Annotated in this window: 16 protein-coding genes and 2 tRNA genes; 9 read left to right on the top strand and 9 right to left on the bottom strand. The window is 61.7% G+C overall.

Annotated elements, in window-relative coordinates; genetic code table 11:
- The first annotated feature begins 13 nt into the window (after window positions 1-13).
- Window positions 14-877: an exonuclease domain-containing protein gene (locus tag CHU95_RS11680; protein WP_094456529.1), complete on the top strand. Its 864-nt coding sequence runs from the start codon at window positions 14-16 to the stop codon at window positions 875-877.
- A 77-nt stretch (window positions 878-954) separates the two neighbouring features.
- Here CHU95_RS11680 and CHU95_RS11675 read toward each other — a convergent pair.
- Window positions 955-1031 (bottom strand) — tRNA-Pro (locus CHU95_RS11675).
- A 211-nt stretch (window positions 1032-1242) separates the two neighbouring features.
- Between CHU95_RS11675 and cutA the strand changes: the two genes are divergently transcribed.
- The 4 genes from cutA to CHU95_RS11655 all read left to right on the top strand — a co-directional run bounded on the left by cutA (window position 1243) and on the right by CHU95_RS11655 (window position 7630).
- A complete protein-coding gene (gene cutA / locus CHU95_RS11670; protein ID WP_094456742.1) occupies window positions 1243-1584 on the top strand; it encodes a divalent-cation tolerance protein CutA in 342 nt (113 codons plus the stop codon).
- Between the two features lie 12 nt (window positions 1585-1596).
- The gene (locus CHU95_RS11665; protein ID WP_094456528.1) at window positions 1597-2832 is read left to right on the top strand and encodes an MFS transporter; all 1236 of its coding nucleotides are present in this window, start codon (window positions 1597-1599) and stop codon (window positions 2830-2832) included.
- 318 nt (window positions 2833-3150) lie between these two features.
- Window positions 3151-3678 carry a manganese efflux pump MntP gene (locus CHU95_RS11660; protein WP_342744731.1) on the top strand — a complete coding sequence of 176 codons (528 nt, stop codon included), beginning with the start codon at window positions 3151-3153 and terminating at the stop codon, window positions 3676-3678.
- 391 nt (window positions 3679-4069) lie between these two features.
- Window positions 4070-7630, top strand: a complete 3561-nt coding sequence (locus tag CHU95_RS11655) for a response regulator (protein ID WP_094456526.1) — start codon at window positions 4070-4072, stop codon at window positions 7628-7630.
- Window positions 7631-7637: 7 nt separating this feature from the next.
- Here the strand turns inward: CHU95_RS11655 and CHU95_RS11650 are convergent, their stop codons facing one another.
- The 3 genes from CHU95_RS11650 to rplM form a co-directional block, all read right to left on the bottom strand.
- Window positions 7638-8972, bottom strand: coding sequence for a tetratricopeptide repeat protein (locus CHU95_RS11650; protein WP_094456525.1), 1335 nt, complete (start codon window positions 8970-8972; stop codon window positions 7638-7640).
- A gap of 153 nt (window positions 8973-9125) precedes the next feature.
- Window positions 9126-9611, bottom strand: coding sequence for a 30S ribosomal protein S9 (gene rpsI, locus CHU95_RS11645; protein ID WP_094456524.1), 486 nt, complete (start codon window positions 9609-9611; stop codon window positions 9126-9128).
- A 3-nt stretch (window positions 9612-9614) separates the two neighbouring features.
- Complete coding sequence (rplM, locus tag CHU95_RS11640; RefSeq protein ID WP_094456741.1) at window positions 9615-10079, bottom strand: 50S ribosomal protein L13; 465 nt, start codon at window positions 10077-10079, stop codon at window positions 9615-9617.
- A gap of 438 nt (window positions 10080-10517) precedes the next feature.
- Between rplM and CHU95_RS11635 the strand changes: the two genes are divergently transcribed.
- Entirely contained in the window at window positions 10518-10940 is a 423-nt protein-coding gene (locus tag CHU95_RS11635; protein ID WP_094456523.1) for a CoA-binding protein, read from the top strand.
- On the opposite strand, the gene CHU95_RS11630 is transcribed toward CHU95_RS11635, so the two are convergent.
- From CHU95_RS11630 to CHU95_RS11610, 5 genes are all read right to left on the bottom strand, one after another.
- A complete protein-coding gene (locus CHU95_RS11630) occupies window positions 10931-11833 on the bottom strand; it encodes a 2-dehydropantoate 2-reductase (protein WP_094456522.1) in 903 nt (300 codons plus the stop codon). The two genes, CHU95_RS11635 and CHU95_RS11630, sit on opposite strands and share 10 nt — an antisense overlap.
- Window positions 11834-11836: 3 nt before the next feature.
- Window positions 11837-12250: a hypothetical protein gene (locus tag CHU95_RS11625; RefSeq protein ID WP_094456521.1), complete on the bottom strand. Its 414-nt coding sequence runs from the start codon at window positions 12248-12250 to the stop codon at window positions 11837-11839.
- A 12-nt stretch (window positions 12251-12262) separates the two neighbouring features.
- A complete protein-coding gene (locus CHU95_RS11620; RefSeq protein WP_094456520.1) occupies window positions 12263-13111 on the bottom strand; it encodes an ABC transporter permease in 849 nt (282 codons plus the stop codon).
- Between the two features lie 108 nt (window positions 13112-13219).
- Entirely contained in the window at window positions 13220-14629 is a 1410-nt protein-coding gene (glnA, locus tag CHU95_RS11615; protein ID WP_094456519.1) for a type I glutamate--ammonia ligase, read from the bottom strand.
- A gap of 155 nt (window positions 14630-14784) precedes the next feature.
- Window positions 14785-15123: a P-II family nitrogen regulator gene (locus CHU95_RS11610; protein ID WP_094456518.1), complete on the bottom strand. Its 339-nt coding sequence runs from the start codon at window positions 15121-15123 to the stop codon at window positions 14785-14787.
- A gap of 340 nt (window positions 15124-15463) precedes the next feature.
- Here CHU95_RS11610 and CHU95_RS11605 point away from each other — a divergent pair.
- The 3 genes from CHU95_RS11605 to CHU95_RS11595 all read left to right on the top strand — a co-directional run bounded on the left by CHU95_RS11605 (window position 15464) and on the right by CHU95_RS11595 (window position 17716).
- Window positions 15464-15539 (top strand) — tRNA-His (locus CHU95_RS11605).
- A 110-nt stretch (window positions 15540-15649) separates the two neighbouring features.
- Entirely contained in the window at window positions 15650-17116 is a 1467-nt protein-coding gene (locus CHU95_RS11600; protein ID WP_094456517.1) for an NAD(P)H-hydrate dehydratase, read from the top strand.
- A gap of 330 nt (window positions 17117-17446) precedes the next feature.
- Window positions 17447-17716 carry a hypothetical protein gene (locus CHU95_RS11595; RefSeq protein WP_094456516.1) on the top strand — a complete coding sequence of 90 codons (270 nt, stop codon included), beginning with the start codon at window positions 17447-17449 and terminating at the stop codon, window positions 17714-17716.
- Window positions 17717-17729: the final 13 nt, after the last annotated feature.

Below are 17729 nucleotides of genomic sequence, written 5' to 3'. Positions count from 1 at the left end.
GAAGGGCAGGGGCGTGATTGAACGGGCGATTGATTTTGAAACCGCCAATGAGCGGCGCGACAGTGCCTGTGCCGTAGGTGTCGCCGAGGTGTTTCAGCCGGCAGCCCCGATTTTTCGCCGGTTGATCCGGCCGGTGCCGGCCCGATTTTCGCCCTTCTGCAGTGCCGTCCATGGAATTCAGCCCGCGCATGTGGCTGATGCCCCCGATTTTGCGGGCATATGGCCTGACCTGTCGATGCGGCTGACGGGGGCAACCTTGCTGGCGCATAATGCCAGCTTTGATGCAGGCGTCCTGACGGCCTGTTTGCTGGCAGCGGGATTGCCGGTGCCGCCACTGCGATTCATCTGCACCGTAGATCTGGCGCGTGCCGCCTTCCCGCAGTTGCGCAGCCATAAGCTGAACATTGTGGCCCACCATCTGGGCTTGTCCTTGGACCATCATGAAGCCGGCAGCGATGCCGCTGCCTGTGCCGCCATCGGCCGCCATGTTGCTGATATGCTGGGCGTGGCGACGGTCACGGAGGCGGCGGAACGGTTGGGTGTCGGCGCCCGCCGTCCCGGTATCCCGCAATCCCGGCCGGTGGGCCAGTCCGGTCGCGTCGAGAACGCCGTGCCCGCACCCACAAAGCGGGTTGAAGGTCAGGCCTTTGCCATCACCGGAACATTGGTTGCCTTTTCCCGTCCGCAGGCCGCCCGCGCCATCGGCCAAGCAGGCGGAACGTTCCAGTCCTATGTGCGGCAGGACACTGACTGGCTGGTGGTTGGCCTGTCGCCGGGCCGCACCAAATTGACGGCGGCGCAGGCACGTCAGCAACGCTATGGTCGTCCGACCCTGGTCGATGAGGCGGAATTCATGGCCATGCTGGGCATCGGTTAAGACCCAGCAAACACGAAAGCCGCCATCATTTCCGATGGCGGCTTTTCGGGTAACCCTTTGATCGGGTTATCGAGAGATGGTCGGAGCGACAGGATTCGAACCTGCGACCCCTAGACCCCCAGTCTAGTGCGCTACCAGGCTGCGCCACGCTCCGACCTCTCGAAGAACGCCGGCCGGTTTGGGCCGTCCGTCGTTCGGGCGCGGACTATAGACACGACATTTGGGCGATGCAACGTTTGTGTCAGGGAAAATGCGTTTTTCTGTCTGCCTTGTCCGCAACGCGGGTCTGCGCCCGTACCGCAGCGGGGGACGGGGGTGCCGGGCTCGGCTAGCATCTGGCTTCCACCATCATGGAAGCCCTGGCGATGTCGGCCGAAATCAGCCTTGTCTATGTCACCACCCCTGATTCAGATCTGGCCCGCACTATTGCGGCGGATGTGGTGACGGCCGGGCTTGCGGCCTGTGCCAATATCATTACGGGCATGGAATCAGTGTATCGCTGGCAAGGCAAAGTCGAGAGCGCGACGGAAACCGTGTTGATCTTGAAAACCCGGTCGGATGGGGTCGCCGCCCTGTCGGCACGGGTGCGCGCACTGCATCCTTATGAGGTGCCGTGCATCCTGGCCCTGCCGGTCACTTCGGGATTGCCCGACTACTTGGCTTGGTTGGCAGCGGAAAGTGCCGGCCAGACCATTTCTGCGCGCTGAAGAGACCTAGTGATGACCGATACATGTCGATCCGCCCGCCTTTCTCTGGCCTATTCCAATATCGGCCATGCCACCATGCATATTATGACGGTGCTCTACCTGACCGTCGTGCTGGAACTGGCCCGGGAGTGGCAGGCAGATTATCAGGATCTGATCCAGCTTTGGACGGTCGGCTCCCTGCTGGTGGGACTTGGGGCCCCGCTTGCGGGCTGGTTGGGGGACCGTTGGTCGGATGCGCGCATGATGGTGCTGATGTTCCTTTTCTCCGGCATTGGCGCTCTAGGGGCTGCGCTGTCGAAGGGTCCGGAACAGATGATGTTGGCGTTGGCTGTGATCGGCCTTGGCGGGTCCATCTATCACCCGGTGGGCATTTCCTGGACGATGAAGAATGCCGAAAACCGCGGGCGGTCCATGGGCATCCTGGGTATTTTCGGCAGCGTCGGCGTTGCAGGCGGCGGCGTGGTGGCCGGGGGGTTGACGGCGCTCTGGGGCTGGCATGCAGCGTTCCTGGTGCCGGGTCTCGTTTCCTTGCTGTTTGCAGCGGCTCTGGCCTGGCATATCGCCCAGGGTCAGATCATTGACCGTAAGGCGGACATGGTGAAAAGCCTGGCGCCGACACGGCGCGACATTGTGCGCGCCTTTATCATTATGTCGGTCACCATGATGTGCGGTGGCATGATTTTCCAGTCCCTGCTGACGGTCGCCCCAAAATGGTTCGAGCAGGCGGTGGGGGCTGATTTGTCCGGCAGTGTGGTCGGTGTCGGCGGTCTGGTTACCCTGGTCTTTCTGGCCGGTGCCATACCGCAGTTCCTCGGCGGTGTGTTGGCCGACCGGTTTCCGGTGAAGTGGCTTTACATCGGCTGTGCCTTCTTACAGGTGCCATTCTATCTGATTGCCATGCAGTTCATGGGCTGGTCGTCCCTGGCGCTGGCCATTGCGCTGGTGACCTTGATGAATGTGCAGATCCCGGCTGAAAATCTGCTTCTGGCCCGCTTTACACCTGCCCGATATCGGGGAATCGCTTATGGTTCCAAATTCGTGCTGAGTTTCGGCATGGCGCCCTTCGCGGTGCAGTTGGTGGCGTGGTCCTATGGCCATGATGCCGGGCCACAAATGGTGTTTGCCACATTGGCGGTGCTGTCGGCCTTGGTGCTGGTCGCGGCCATGCTGCTGCCCCGCGATGATAAGGGGCAGGAACCGCCGGTCACCGATCCGGCAAAAATGGCCCTGGCAGGGGGGGATGACTGACCCCAGCGCCAACAGGAAAGGGCGCCCTGCGGTGGCTGCGTGGTTCTGGCCGCTTGACGACGCCCATCGCGGGGACCTATACCGCCTGGGCAACTGGGGAGTAGTCCGCCGCCGCCTCTGCTGGTGGTGTTCTCGTCAACAGACTTGGGGTGAATGCTCCATGGCGCGGACGACAGGCCGAATGGCCCGTTCGACGAGACCGATGGCGCAACCATCCCGACGGGGACCGGGGGTGGATTGCGTTCATCGTTGCTCTCGGCCCTCGGAGTGCTTGTTTTGATTGCCACCACCACAGTCGCTTTGGCCTTCAGCCTGGCCATGGATGCCTTTGCCGCTGCCCTGGGCAAGGGGGCAGCCCTGCGGCGGCCCAATATGGGTCAGGCTCTGACGGTTGGTGTGGTTTTTGGTGGTTTTCAGTTTTTGATGCCGCTGGTCGGTTTTGCCTTGGGGCTGGCCTTTGCCGACATTGTAGCAGCCGTTGATCATTGGATCGCCTTTGTTCTGTTGGGGTTGGTCGGCGGCCGCATGGCATGGGAAGCCTGGCAGGGTGGCGACGGGGAGGAGCAGGGACCAGCGGGCATGACATTGATGCTGTCTGCCCTGTTCATGGCGGGTTTCGCCACCTCGGTCGATGCCTTGGCCATCGGCGTGCCCATGGCATTTTTTGACGAACCCATTCTGGTATCTGCTCTGGTGATCGGTCTGGTGACCTTCGGCCTGTCCACCATCGGGGTGCTGTTGGGGCGGGCTGTCGGACCGTTGTTGGGTCGCTGGGCCGTGGGGATCGGCGGGGTTGGATTGATGCTGCTGGGTACCAAGATCCTGATCCAGCATCTGGGCACCTGATTGTTCTCTGCCAGACGATCAAAAGACAGGCTTGTCAGGCCCCGGTCTGGTGGGGTGACGACCTATATGGGGGTGTTCATCACCGTCCTTTCCGCAGACCGTGCCCCGTCGACACGGGCGCCTGACCACGGGTCAACGACCATATGGCAGATAGAAACGCGGCGGCGTCACGAGCATTCCGATTTCGGAATGGCTCAAAAGTACAAATCCAGCGTGCTGCAACGAATACTATCGTATTCCGGCCTGGATAGATGCGGATAACGCCTAACCGGCATTGTGGATTAAGGTCGTAGCCACACTATCCCGATGCACTTCTGCCCTCTGACACTGTGCGGCGTATTCTCAACCCACAGCGCGGCCAGGGGCCGCATTCTGCTGGATCGTGAGCGTGATGCGGTTGCCGTTGCTGTCACTCAGGGGAAAGTTAGTTTTGCTGCTGGCGGCGGTTATTCTGCCGATGTCTGCGGTGCTGGTTATGGAAAACCAGTCACGGCGGGCAGAGGCAGAGGCACAAGCCCTGGCGCGCGCCACCGACATGGCCCGGTTTGCGGCGGATCAGAACGCCGATCTGGTTGGCAGCCTGCAACGGCTGGTATCGGTGGCTGCGGGTCGTGTGGCGCGTGCGGCGGATGCCGACTGTGCCCATGAGTTGCAAACATTAAAAGGTACCCAGCCCTGGGTCTCCAACATCTTCATCGTCCGCACCGATGGATCGGTTCGCTGTTCCACCGCACCGGATGATGACGAGATCAATCTGGCCGACCGTGAGTATTTTCAACGGGTCCTGACCACCGGGCGCCCGGTGGTCAGTGGTTACCTGAGGTCACGTGTCACGGGCCGGCCAGTGATGGTCTACGCGCAGCCGATCTATGCCGAGAATCGGCAGATTGTGGGTGTGGCGTTGGCGGGGATTCTCCTGGACTGGCTGGAAGGCATGGCGGCGCGGCTTCTGGAAGCGGCACCGGGTGCGACCCTTATGGCGATCCATAACAATGGGACGATCATCGCGCGGTATCCCATGATGGCCGGCCTGGATGGCCGTGACATGTCACATGTGCCTTTTATCAGGGCCGCGATGGAACAACGCAGTGGCACCTGGGTTGGTCCCGGTCTTGACCAGGTGGAACGTCTGATGGGCTTTGTCCCGTTGTCCAATGGTGATTTGCGTATCATTGTCTCCTACCCCCGGGCGCAGGCCCTGGCGGTCGCCACCTCGGAGTTCCACCGTAACCTTGCCATTCTGGTGGTGGTGTCGCTGCTGGCCATGATGCTGGTCTATTTCAGTCTGGCCCGCACCGTGCTGGACCCGTTGCAACAGTTGATCGGCACTGTCCGCCGCCTGGGACGGGGGGAACTGGGTTTGCGGGCCATGGCGGGGCCGGGCGAAATTGGCGTGCTGGCGGGGGCCATCAATGATATGGCGACCGACCTGCAGCGCCAGGCCGCCGAACTGGCCACCCGTGATGCCCAGTACCGGCTGTTATCCGAACAGGGCAGTGATGTCGTGGCCCTGCATGCGCTGGACGGAACCTATCTATATGTCTCGCCTACCTGCAGCTGGATGTTGGGTTATGACCCGGAACAGTTACTGGGCGGCACACCGCAGGACCGCGCCCATCCCGAAGATGTCCAGCTCATTGAACGGGTACTGCCGATTTTGCTGGCGGGCATGCCCTGTGCGCCGGTGACTTACCGGCTGCGGCATGGGGATGGGCGATGGATCTGGGTGGAAACCGCCTTTGCCCTGGCCGCCGATCAACTGGCTGGACAGCGTATCGTGTCGGCGACCCGCGATGTGGGTGATCGTGTGGCGCAGGAACAGGAATTGCGGGCAGCGCGTGACCGGCTGGGTGAACAGGCCGAAAGTCTGCAGGCGCTCGCCGCCGACCTGGATCGTGCCCGTCGGGTGGCGGAAGCCGCAGCCAGTGCCGCCGACATCGCGCGCAGCGAGGCGGAACGCGCAAACCAGGCCAAATCGGAATTCCTGGCCAATATGAGCCATGAGGTCCGGACACCGATGAACGGCATCATTGGCATGACCGGCCTTCTGTTGGATACGTCCTTGTCTTCCGAGCAGCGGGGATTTGCGGAAACCATCCGTGAAAGTGCTGACGCGCTGTTATCCGTCATCAATGATATTCTGGACGTGTCCAAACTCGAAGCCGGCAAGCTGGAACTGGATCAGATAGATTTCGGTCTGGAAGAAATTATCGACGGGGTGGTGGCGCTGCTGGCGCCGCGCGCCCGACAGAAAGGGGTGACCCTTGCGGCGGAGATTCATCCCACCGTTGCCCGTGCCTATCGCGGTGACCCGTCGCGACTGCGCCAGATCTTGCTGAACCTGGCCGGCAATGCGGTAAAATTCACCGAACAGGGACGAATATCCATCACTGTCCGGCCCGTTGATGGCGGGGCGATACAGTCCCTGGCCGCGACGCGACTGGTGTTTGCTGTGGCTGACACGGGCATCGGCATGACCCCGGATCAGATGCGGCGGCTGTTCCAGAAATTTACCCAGGCGGACAATTCCATCACCCGTCGGTTCGGCGGTACCGGTTTGGGTTTAACCATCTGCCGGCAACTGGTCGAACTGATGGGCGGTGATATCCAGGTGGAAAGCCATCTGGGCGAAGGCAGCCGGTTCAGCTTCACCATCACCCTGCCGCCGGCGTCGGCGCCGCTTCCCGATCGACATGATATTCAAGAACGGATCAAGGGCCTCTGTGCCCTGGTCGTGGATGATGTTGAAACCAACCGTCGTATCCTGTCGCGGCAATTGGAACGGTTGGGTCTGCGGGTCGGGATGGTGAATGGTGCCGCCGCTGCCCTGGCGGAACTGGAACGTTGTCTGCGGGAAGGCAATTGTCCGTCTGTTGTGTTGATCGACCACACCATGCCAGGCATGACGGGTGATGCCCTGGCCGGATGGCTGCGTGGGCATCCCAGTTTCTCGGGCATCAAGCTTGTCCTTGTGTCGTCATCCGGTGGTCTGGACGCCGGTGACCCGGCGGCGGAACTGTTTGACGCCATCATGGCCAAACCCGCGCGGCAGACCGATCTGCGGGATCTGCTGGCCCGGTTGTTCGCGCCCACGGAGGGGATGGTCGAACCTCCCGCCGAAACGCTGGCCTCCGGATTGGGACAGGGGCGTCGTGTGCTGGTCGTGGATGACAATCAGGTCAATCAGAACGTCGCCCGCCTGATCTTGGAGCGCGATGGCTATACCGTGCATCTTGTTGATGATGGCATGGAAGCCATCGCCGCGGCAGAAGCGGTGATTTTCGATCTGATCTTGATGGATGTGCAGATGCCGGGCATGGACGGGATTGAAGCCACTCGCCTGATCCGTACCCAGGAACGTCAGACCGGTCGTGATCGCACGCCCATCATCGCCATGACGGCCAATGCCATGGTGGGAATGCGGGAAAGCTATCTGGAGGCGGGTATGGATGACTACCTGTCCAAACCTTATGAACCCAAGGCGCTGTTGCGGGCGGCCGCGCATTGGGCTGGCAAGCGTGATAAGAATGCAACCGACGCCGCTCCCACCTCACCTGTGGAAACCGATATGGAAACCAAGAACCTGCCCATCCTGGACGGCACGGTGATTGCCGGGCTGCTATCCTTTACCGATGGCGATGAATTCGCTGAACTGATGAACCGTTTCCTCAATGCCGGGCGCGAGAGGGTGGTGCGTATGGGCGGCCTGCTCAACGAGGAGAACTGGGATCAGTTACGCCGCGAGGCGCATTCCATGATCTCCCTTGCCGGCAATCTGGGTCTGCGGCAGATCCAGCACCTGTCCGCACAACTTGAAACCAGCCTGATTAATGGTGACCTGGCGACGGCAACGACGCTGACCCGGCAGCTTATCGCGCTGTCCCCGGCGGGCTGGACAGCGGCGGAGCATTATGTGGCCTCCGTAACGCCGTTGCAGGCTGCCGCCAGTTGAGTCTGGCTCAGGGCCACGACGCCTGAAGCCGGTGGATGACCTTGTCCAGCAATCGGGGCCAGTCCCCGATTTCCGGCTGTCGTAGCAGAGCCATCGACCCATACCAGGGTGTTTCCTCGGCCATCGCGGTGCCCCAACGCCAATCCGCGTGCCGGCGCAGCAGCGTCCAGACAGGCACACCCAGGGCACCGGCCAGATGGCAGGGCGCGCTGTCGATGCTGATCACCAGATCCATTTCTTCCATCAGTGCTGCGGTTACCTCCAGACCCTCGCCTTCGGCCACTGGGAAAAACAGATTGGCGGGGGCGGGGTGGCCATGAAGCGGCAGCATGGAGGCGGGGGAAAGGGCGTAGAAGTCAATCTGTGGGCAGCGTTTGAGGAAATCACAGACCAGTGTGGCCGGCAAAGACCGGATATCGTCGTCCGGATGGCCGGGTGACCCCTGCCAGGCGACACCTACCGCCGGGCGTGATCGCGTTTGGCGACGACCGCTGCCCCCGGCCCATGAAGCGGCGGACAGGTAGCCAAGGCTGGACGGAATTGTGTTCGGCCGGATGTTCAGCGCATGCAGCAGCGACATGGACATGACGAACCGGCAATTGTCCGTCAGGGGGACATCGCCGCGGGGCACAAAATCCAGGTTCGCAGTGGCGGCGAAGCTGCGCCCAAACAATGCCAGCAGCGGAGCCTGAACCATGGCGGTGACCTTACGCACCCGTTTGGCCAGAATTGGCAGGAACCGCGCCATCATGATGGTGTCGCCGATCCCTTGTTCTGATCCGACCACCAGATCGATATCAGTCTCCGTTCCTGGCTGCCACGCTGGAAGGCTAGAAAGCTGCCGATGGATCGCGGCTGTGCCGGCATCGACATGTGGCCAACGTCGTTCATAGAGCGCCAACCCTTCCTCCCACTGGCCCACGGTCAGCAGGGAGGTGGAAAGGTTCAGCGTATTCTCGGCATGGTCAAGCCCCCGACGTGCGGCGCAGCGGCGCATCGCGTCAATGGCGTCCTCCCATTGGCCAGCCTGCATCAAGACCACCCCGCGCACGGCCCAGCTTTCCGCGTCATCGGTATTGCGGGCCAGCAGCCCGTCGACCAGGGACTGGGCCGTCCCGATATCCCGCAGCCGCAGGTACCCACGGGCGATGTTGCGCGTCAGCGGCGGCATGTCGCCAACCAGCGCTTGAACCTGTTCCCACAAGCTGATCGCAGAGCGCCAGTCGTTCAGTTTTGACAGGGCCATGGCCCTGTCCAGCATCGCCTGCTTGTCATGGGCATTGCGTGACAGGACGGTTTCGGTCCGGCTCAACTCGGCGTGCCAGTCAGGTGTTTCAGCCATGTCGCTACCGGACCTGTCGCGGGGGGATTGTTCGGCACGATCGCACGATACACCCATCGATATCGACAAAATGCCGCCAAGAAAAAGGGCGCCCCCGATCTCCGGGAACGCCCTTTCTCCGTACCAAACCCGGCGAACCGGTTCCAGGCGCGATTAGCGCTTGGAGAACTGGAAGCTGCGGCGGGCCTTGGCCTTACCGTACTTCTTACGCTCGACCACGCGGCTGTCGCGGGTCAGCAGGCCAGCGGCCTTCAGCGGCGGACGCAGGCCCGGCTCGAAGTAGGTCAGGGCCTTGGAGATGCCATGACGCAGTGCGCCGGCCTGACCCGACAGACCACCACCGGATACGGTGGCGACGATGTCGAACTGCTCAATGCGGTTGGTGATCTGGAACGGCTGATTGATCATCATGCGCAGCACGGGGCGGGCGAAATAAACCGCCAGCTCACGGCCATTCACAGTGATCTTGCCGGTCCCGGGCTTCACCCAGACGCGGGCGACGGCGTCCTTGCGCTTGCCGGTAGCATAGGCGCGACCGAAAGCGTCCAGCTTCGGCTCGGCCGGAGCGGCCGGGGCAGCGGCGACGGAGGCGGCGACAGCGCCGGCCTTCAGGTCAGCGAGGCTGTTGATCGTGGCCATTTATCAGGCGCTCCGCTTGTTCTTGGCGTTCTTGGCGGCGAGGTCCAGCACGACCGGCGACTGCGCGGCATGCGGATGCTCGGCACCGGCGTAAACGCGCAGGTTGCCCATCTGACGGCGGCCCAGCGGGCTGCGCTTGATCATGCGTTCAACGGCCTTGATGATGACGCGTTCCGGGAAACGGCCATCCAGGATCTGGCCAGCCGAACGGCCCTTGATGCCGCCCGGAAAGCCGGTGTGCCAGTAGAACATGGCATCGTTCCGCTTGTTGCCGGTCAGGACGACCTTCTCGGCATTGATAACGATGACATTGTCACCGCAATCCAGGAACGGGGTATAGGTGGGCTTGGTCTTGCCGCGCAGGATCAGGGCGATCTGGCTGGCGAGACGACCCAGGACAACGCCTTCCGCATCGATGAGAATCCAGTTCTTCTCGATCTCGGACGGCTTCAGGTTAAAGGTCTTCATCAGAGCACTCGGGCTTATACGGATGAAGGCGCCAACCACCGGGTTGGCACCGAAGCGGATGGTGGTGTACGGCCATTCGCCCGTGCCCGCAAGCAGAAAATGCAGCATCAACAAGGATATGCAAAAAGGTATTATAATACCGTATGCGGAAACCCATTGATTTTATTGGCAATTTTTTATCTGTAAATTCCAGGGATCAGGGGGTGGTCGGTCGGCATGTCCGCGGAACATAGGCCGGTTGCAGGGGCATAGGTCCGCCGGGTGCGTGGCCCGGCGACCGTTTGGTCGTCGTGACGACGGACGCCTGGTGAACGGTTCTGGGGGGCGGCATCGTACAGAAAGTCAGGGCCTTCACGGTGATCGGCCGGCCGCGCGGCAAACCGGTCGCCACGCCACGCCCTGCTGCGGTAATAATGCGAAAAAGCCAGGAGAGACGGGATGAACCACGACCAGTACAGCGACGACCTGCTCCGCCATGTTCTGGAAAGTGCCAGGAGGATTGCCGTGGTTGGTGCCACGGCTGACCCCGCCAAACCCAGCTTCTATGTGATGAAGTTTCTGGCTGACCGGGGACACCAGGTCATCCCAGTCAATCCGGCCTTGGCCGGACAGACGGTTCTGGGGCAGGCTGCCTATGCCAGTCTGGCCGATCTGCCTGAACGGCCCGACATGGTGGACATTTTCCGCCGTCCCGATGCGGCCGGTAAGGTCGCGGTGGAGGCGGCGGGGCGTGGCATTCCGTACATATGGATGCAATTGGGCATCCGTAACGAAGCAGCGGCTGCCGCAGCCGAGGCCCTGGGCAGCACGGTCATTATGGACCGGTGCCCGATGATTGAGGTGCCGCGGCTTTACCGTTGAGCCTGTTCGGCTGCAACGGCGGCCTGAATCAGGTCACGTACAGTCCGGTTGACTGGGGTGGGGATACCGTGGACCTCGCCCCGGCGGACAATCACTCCGTTGCGGGCATCCAGTTCCAGCGGCCGTCCGGCTAACCGGTCGGCCAGCAACGAATTGATCCCGTCCACGGCCGCGCCGCGGCAGGCGGCCATGACCTGTTCCACCGTGTCACCGTCCAGTTTGGCGCCTTCAGCTTGCGCAACGGCCACACATTCCGCCACCAAGGCACGCATGACCGGTTCGGCCCCGGCATGATGGATGATACCGGCGGGTTGCCGCAGCAAGGCGGACACGGCGCCGGCGGCGTTCAGACACAGCTTGCGCCAAATGACAGTGGTGAAATCCGTATCCGCCGTAACCGCGATGCCCGTTCCCGCGAACAAGGCGATGAAATCTGCACTGCCCGGCTGGTCCGGCACTACCATGAGACCTGATGCCCGTTGCAGAACCCGTCCCGGACCCAGCCGTTCCGCTGGGATGTCCAGCATCACCGGCAGAAGCAGGGCCGGATCGACAAGACCCGCAAAGGCTGCCCCATGTTCCACACCGTTTTGGAGCACAGCCAACCTTGTATCGCCCCGCATCAGATGCGGTAACCAAGTGGCGGCGGCAGCGGCGCTGTCATAGGCTTTTGTTGTTGTGATGACCCAGTTCACGGGCGCCGCCCTGGCTGGATCGGTCAGCAGCACCGGTGTCGCGCTTATGCTGCCATCGGGTCCTTGGACATGCAGCGTCTCGAATCCGCCGCTACGCCGGCAGAGACTGACATCCAGCCGGCCCGTGGCGGCAAGGCGCGCGGCAATGACGGTGCCGATTGCACCGGCACCGATAATGGCGATACGGGGAAGCGACATGGATCAGGTCCTGTAGAAAACGGCCCAGAGGCCCAGCGAAACGGCGCCGAACAGAAAGGCGATAACATAAGTCTTCACCGGTACCGGCACTTTTTCGTCCGGCGCGGGCCCGGCCTTGCCAGTGGCCGCCTTGGCCTTCGCCGAAGCCTTGGGTTTGGCCCTTTCGCTGCCGGCGACGACGGTGGGTTTGGGGCGGTCGCCTTTGCGCGGGTCGTGCAGTTCGATCAGGCGCCAGTCAAAATCCGCCAAGGCCTCGTCACTGACAAAATCCACTTGGATCAGGCGCACCGGCCCGGCCCCATGCAGGCCCACGGCATTGCGGAATTCCTGTTTGCCCTGGCCCAGGTCATCGACTAGGGACAAGGTTTCCCACTTGGCCCCTTTGGGCCGCTGAACCGCATATTTCCGTTCCGCCACGAGAAGCCGCCCTCACTCACCAGCCTGCAACAGCGCACCCCGCCGCCTGGCACCGCGGAACGCCCCCAGGAAATATAAGGAAGCCAGCGTCAGATAGAAAAGGTTCAGTGCAATGGCCCAGCCCAGCCGTGACCAATCCATGATGCCATTGAACAGAACCGCCCGCATCCCCTCGAACACATGGGTGGAGGGCAGGGAGACGCAGAGATACTGCAACCACGAGGGCAGAGACGAGAGCGGGTAATAAACCGCAGAAAAGGGGGCCAGCACAAACACCGCCATCCAGCACAACGACTCCGCCCCCAGCCCGTGGCGCAGAATCATGCCAGCCGTCAGCAATCCGACCGCGACACCCAGCATCATCAGATTGGCGAAAAACCCGGCCAGCGGCAGCCCCAGGTCAAACAGCGAGACATCAAAGAACGCAATGGCCAGCACCACCGGTGGCCCCAGGCCCAGGATCACCCGGATGAAGCCCATCACCACCAGTGACACCACCCACTCCCAGGGGCGCAGCGGGCTGACAAACAGGTTGCCCAGGTTACGGGACCAAAGCTCTTCCAGAAAGGTAATGCTCATCCCGATCTGGGTGCGGACCAGCACTTCCCACAGCAACACGGCCGAGATCAGCACCCCGGCGGCGCTGGCCAGCAACGAGGACTGTCCCCGCAGGAACTGGGACATAAAACCCCAGACCAGCAACTGCACCGTCGGCCAATAGCAAAGCTCCAGGATACGCGGCCAGCTTTTCCGGATCAGGAACCAGTTGCGCATTACCATGGCCATGATGCGGCGCGGCGACCCACCCAGAAATCCGGGAGGGGTAGGGTCAGGATAGAGGGGGGCAGGCTGTATCGTCATTGCCGGCGCAGAGTAGCGCACGCATCCCAAACGCGAAACCCCCGCCGATTGCCCGGCGGGGGTCTGCTGATCGTCACTGGCTGTCGGCCCGTTGCCGGGCCGCACGCATCAGACGCTGTAGTACATCTTGTACTCAATCGGGTGCGGCGAGGTTTCGAACGCCAGCACTTCTTCCATCTTCAGCTCGATGAAGCTGTCGATCATGTCGTCGGTGAAGACGTCGCCCTTCTTCAGGAAGTCGCGGTCGGCCGACAGGCTTTCCAGGGCTTCGCGCAGCGAACGGCAAACCGTCGGGATTTCCTTCAGTTCGTCCGGCGGCAGATCGTACAGATTCTTGTCCATGGCTTCGCCCGGATGGATCTTGTTCTGGATACCATCCAGACCAGCCATCAGCATGGCGGCGAAGGCCAGGTAGGGGTTCGCACCCGGATCGGGGAAGCGGACCTCGACGCGCTTGCCCTTCGGGCTCGACACGTGCGGGATCCGGCAGGAAGCCGAACGGTTGCGGCTGGAATAGGCCAGCAGCACCGGCGCTTCATAACCCGGAACCAGACGTTTGTAGCTGTTGGTCAGCGGGTTGGTGAAGGCGTTCAGAGCGCGGGCATGCTTGATGATGCCGCCGATATAGAACAGGGCGGTTTCCGACAAGTCGGCATACTGGTTGCCGGCGAACAGCGGCTTGCCGTCCTTCCAGATCGACTGGTGGCAGTGCATGCCCGAGCCATTGTCACCGAACACCGGCTTCGGCATGAAGGTCGCGGTCTTGCCGTACTGATGGGCCACATTGTGGACAACATACTTAAAGAGCTGCATGCCGTCGGCCATCTTGACCAGCGTGCCGAACTTGACGCCCAGCTCATGCTGCGAAGCGGCCACTTCATGGTGGTGCTTTTCGACCTCGACGCCCATTTCGGCCAGAACGGTCAGCATCTCGGCGCGCAGGTCCTGGGCGCTGTCGACCGGGGCCACCGGGAAATAACCGCCCTTCACGGCCGGACGGTGGGCCAGGTTGCCGCCTTCATAGGAACGGCCGGAATTGTACGGACCCTCTTCGCTGTCGAATTCGTACATCACCTTGTTCATCGAGACTTCGAACTTCACGTCGTCGAAGACGAAGAACTCAGCTTCCGGACCAAAATAGGCGGTGTCGCCGATCCCGGCCGAGGCCATGTACTTTTCAGCAGCCTTGGCGATCGAGCGCGGGTCACGGCTGTACGGCTGACGGGTCGAGGGCTCCAGCACGTCGCACAGCACGGTCAGCAGCGGCTGAGCCGAGAACGGGTCCATGACGGCGGTCGACAGGTCCGGCAACAGGGTCATGTCGGACTCGTTGATGGCCTTCCAGCCAGCGATCGAGGAGCCGTCGAACATCACGCCGTCGGTCAGCAGGTCCTCATCGACCGTGCAGATATGCTGGGAGACGTGGTGAACCTTCCCCTTGATATCGGTGAAGCGGAAATCAACGTACTTGACGTCGTTTTCCTTGATCAGCTCGAAGAATTTGGCCAGATCAGACATAGCCTCTGCTTCCGTGGTTTGAGGTTTGTCGCAAGTAACCGGTTCCGGGCTGGAGCCGCCGAAGGTGGCGTTACCCCATCCCTGAACCATTTGAAAGAAAATTCTGTGCGCTGTTTGCGGGCGGTCCGGATGTTGCGGAAATGCCCGGAAAAGCGTCAGATGGCGTCGGGGCCGCGTTCGCCGGTGCGGATGCGGATCACCTCTTCCACCGGGGTCACGAAGATTTTGCCGTCGCCGATACGGCCCGTATGGGCAGCCTGCTGGATGGCCTCAACGGCGCGTTCCACCAGGGCATCATCCATAACGACTTCGATCTTCACCTTGGGCAGGAAGTCGACGACATACTCGGCCCCCCGGTAGAGTTCGGTATGCCCTTTCTGGCGGCCGAAACCCTTGGCTTCGGTCACGGTGATGCCCTTGATCCCCACTTCGTGGAGGGCTTCCTTCACCTCATCCAGCTTAAAGGGCTTGATGATCGCTTCAATCTTCTTCATCGCGTCCCGCAGCTCCAAATTTCGGCACCTGTCCTGCCAGTGTCGGTCAAAACAGTTGCAGCCATTCTATAAGCATACCCCATGCCAGTCGGGCCGGCGGTGGGATCGTGGGTATTTGATCATGGTTTGCGAGGGTGATTGAACAAAAAATAATCAATATGCTGCCCAGAACATGGGCGGCCGGCCAAAAAACTGCGCATTAACCAAGCGAAGCGCCCGTCAATGGGGCATTGTTCTGCTCTATTATCGGGCGTGCCAACAGCAAGGCCGGGCTGCGATTTTTTATCAAAGGAATGCTTGACGGGCAGCGGAAGGCTGTAGCATAAGGCGCCCCACGGCGGCGGTGGTAGCTCAGTTGGTAGAGCTCTCGGTTGTGGTCCGAGTGGTCGCGGGTTCGAGTCCCGTCCATCGCCCCATCTTCCCGAAAAGGGTTTGAAAAAAGGCTGCCTTATGGCGGCCTTTTTCAATTCCAGCCTCTGGCTTCCCTGGCGCACAATGACCTCGCCAATGCGCGGGAGAGGGCCTGATGGGCGGCGAGATCCTGACCGTAAGTCAAATGTATGCGGCCGATCGGGCTGCCATGGACCAGGGTGTACCAGGCACCTTGTTGATGGAACGGGCCGGTATGGCGGTGGCGCGGGAAGCGATGCAATTATCGCGGGGGCGCCCTTGTCCGGTCACCGTGTTATGCGGACCGGGCAATAATGGTGGGGATGGGTTTGTTGCTGCCCGCCATCTGGCGGCGGCTGGGTGGCCGGTGCGGCTCGGGTTGCTGGGCGAACGTCTGGCTCTCACGGGCGATGCAGCCTGGGCCGCGTCACAATGGACCGGACCAGTGTTTCCCGCTTCCCCGGCTTTGTTGGACGGTGCCGACCTGGTCATTGATGCATTGTTCGGGGCAGGACTGAACCGGGCGTTGGACGGTGAGGCACTGGTGCTGGTCCAGGCCATGGCAGCGGCAGACTGTCTGCTGCTCGCGGTCGATGTGCCCAGTGGGGTTGCCGGTGATGACGGCTCCATCCTGGGGGCGGCCGCCCTTGCTGACGTGACCGTGACCTTCTTTCGGGGGAAACCCGCGCATTATCTGTATCCGGCCCGCAGACAGTGCGGCCGGCTGGTCATCGCCGATATTGGCATTCCAGAATCGGTCCTGTCGGCCATTGCGCCCGCCCACAGCCTGAACACACCCGGCCTCTGGCGGGGGGCATTTCCACATCCCCGGTGCGATGGTCATAAATACAACCGTGGGCATGCTCTGATTCTTGGCGGCCCTGTCATGACAGGGGCAGCCCGGCTTGCTGCGCGCGCGGCACTTCGGTTGGGTGCAGGGCTGGTTACACTGGCCTGCCCCCCAACGGCGCAGCTTGCTTTTAGCGTGTCGCTGTCCAGCCTGATCGTACACCCTGTCAGGGATGCCCAGGCGTTTGCCCGGTTACTCGACGATCCACGGCGCAATGCCATTCTGCTTGGGCCCGGTTCGGGCGCGGATGAGATGCTGCGTCAGGCGACACTGGCGGCTTTGTCGTCCCGACGCAGCGGTGTGTTGGATGCGGATGTCTTTACCGCCTTCGCCAACGATCTGCACAGCCTGTGTCAAGCGGGTCTGGACCAGCGCTGGGTATTGACGCCGCATGAGGGCGAGTTTGCGCGATTGTTCGGCGCGATGCCCGGTTCCCGCCTGCACAGGGCCCGGTCGGCAGCCGCGGAGTCGGGGGCGATAATTCTGTTGAAGGGCCCCGATACGGTTATTGCTCACCCCGATGGCAGGGTGCGCCTCAACACGAACGCCCCCCCCGATCTGGCAACCGCCGGCAGCGGTGACGTCCTGTCGGGCCTGATCCTGGCCCTGCTGGCACAGGGTATGGACCCGTTTGACGCGGCCAGCGCGGGCGCCTGGATCCATGGTGCCGCCGGTCAGTATTGCGGCCGCGGGCTGATTGCGGACGATCTGCCAGAGGCCATCATTCCTGTTCTGAAGCAGAATAATCTATAATAAACAATAGTTTGTGTAGTGTGACTGTGGCGTCTGTCCCTCAGAGCGGTAACCGGGTTGTTTCTCGGCGGAAATCCTCGGCTTTCCAATGACCGGTTTCTGAGGGTTGAATGATGTCCTAATTTACACGTCAGAGGTGACAGGGCGCCCGGCGATTTGCCTAAAATGCTGGCTAAATCCTGGGAAGATAATCGCAGAATTTCACGCCGGCTCATTGCGTAAGTGTGATGAATGCATTAACCTCTCCCTATCGGAAAGACAGTACCACTTTTGGGAAACGGACCATCAACGGGTGGCGGCCGACAAGCGCTGAAATGCGGGGGCGTTGCGATGGGCGTGTCGTTGTTCAAGCGTTCCAAACCGATCACGGCACCTGTTCCGGGTGCTGTTTATCAACGTGTGATTTTCAATACTGTGGAAACGGCACGTGTCCTGGCTGTGACACAGGACGGATTTCCGTTGCCGCATGTGCGGTATGTCGCGCGCAATGATGTGGTGGATGGTCCGGACCCCCATGGTTTGCGCCGTGACAAAGGAGCGGTACGCACCCTGACGGTTGACAGTTTCACACGGTTGTTCGGGAACCCGCGCGCCGGCTGATCGTTTTATCTGA

Source organism: Niveispirillum lacus (genome assembly GCF_002251795.1).
Classification (GTDB): Bacteria; Pseudomonadota; Alphaproteobacteria; order Azospirillales; family Azospirillaceae; genus Niveispirillum; species Niveispirillum lacus.
This window is presented reverse-complemented; position numbering and strand designations above follow the sequence as displayed.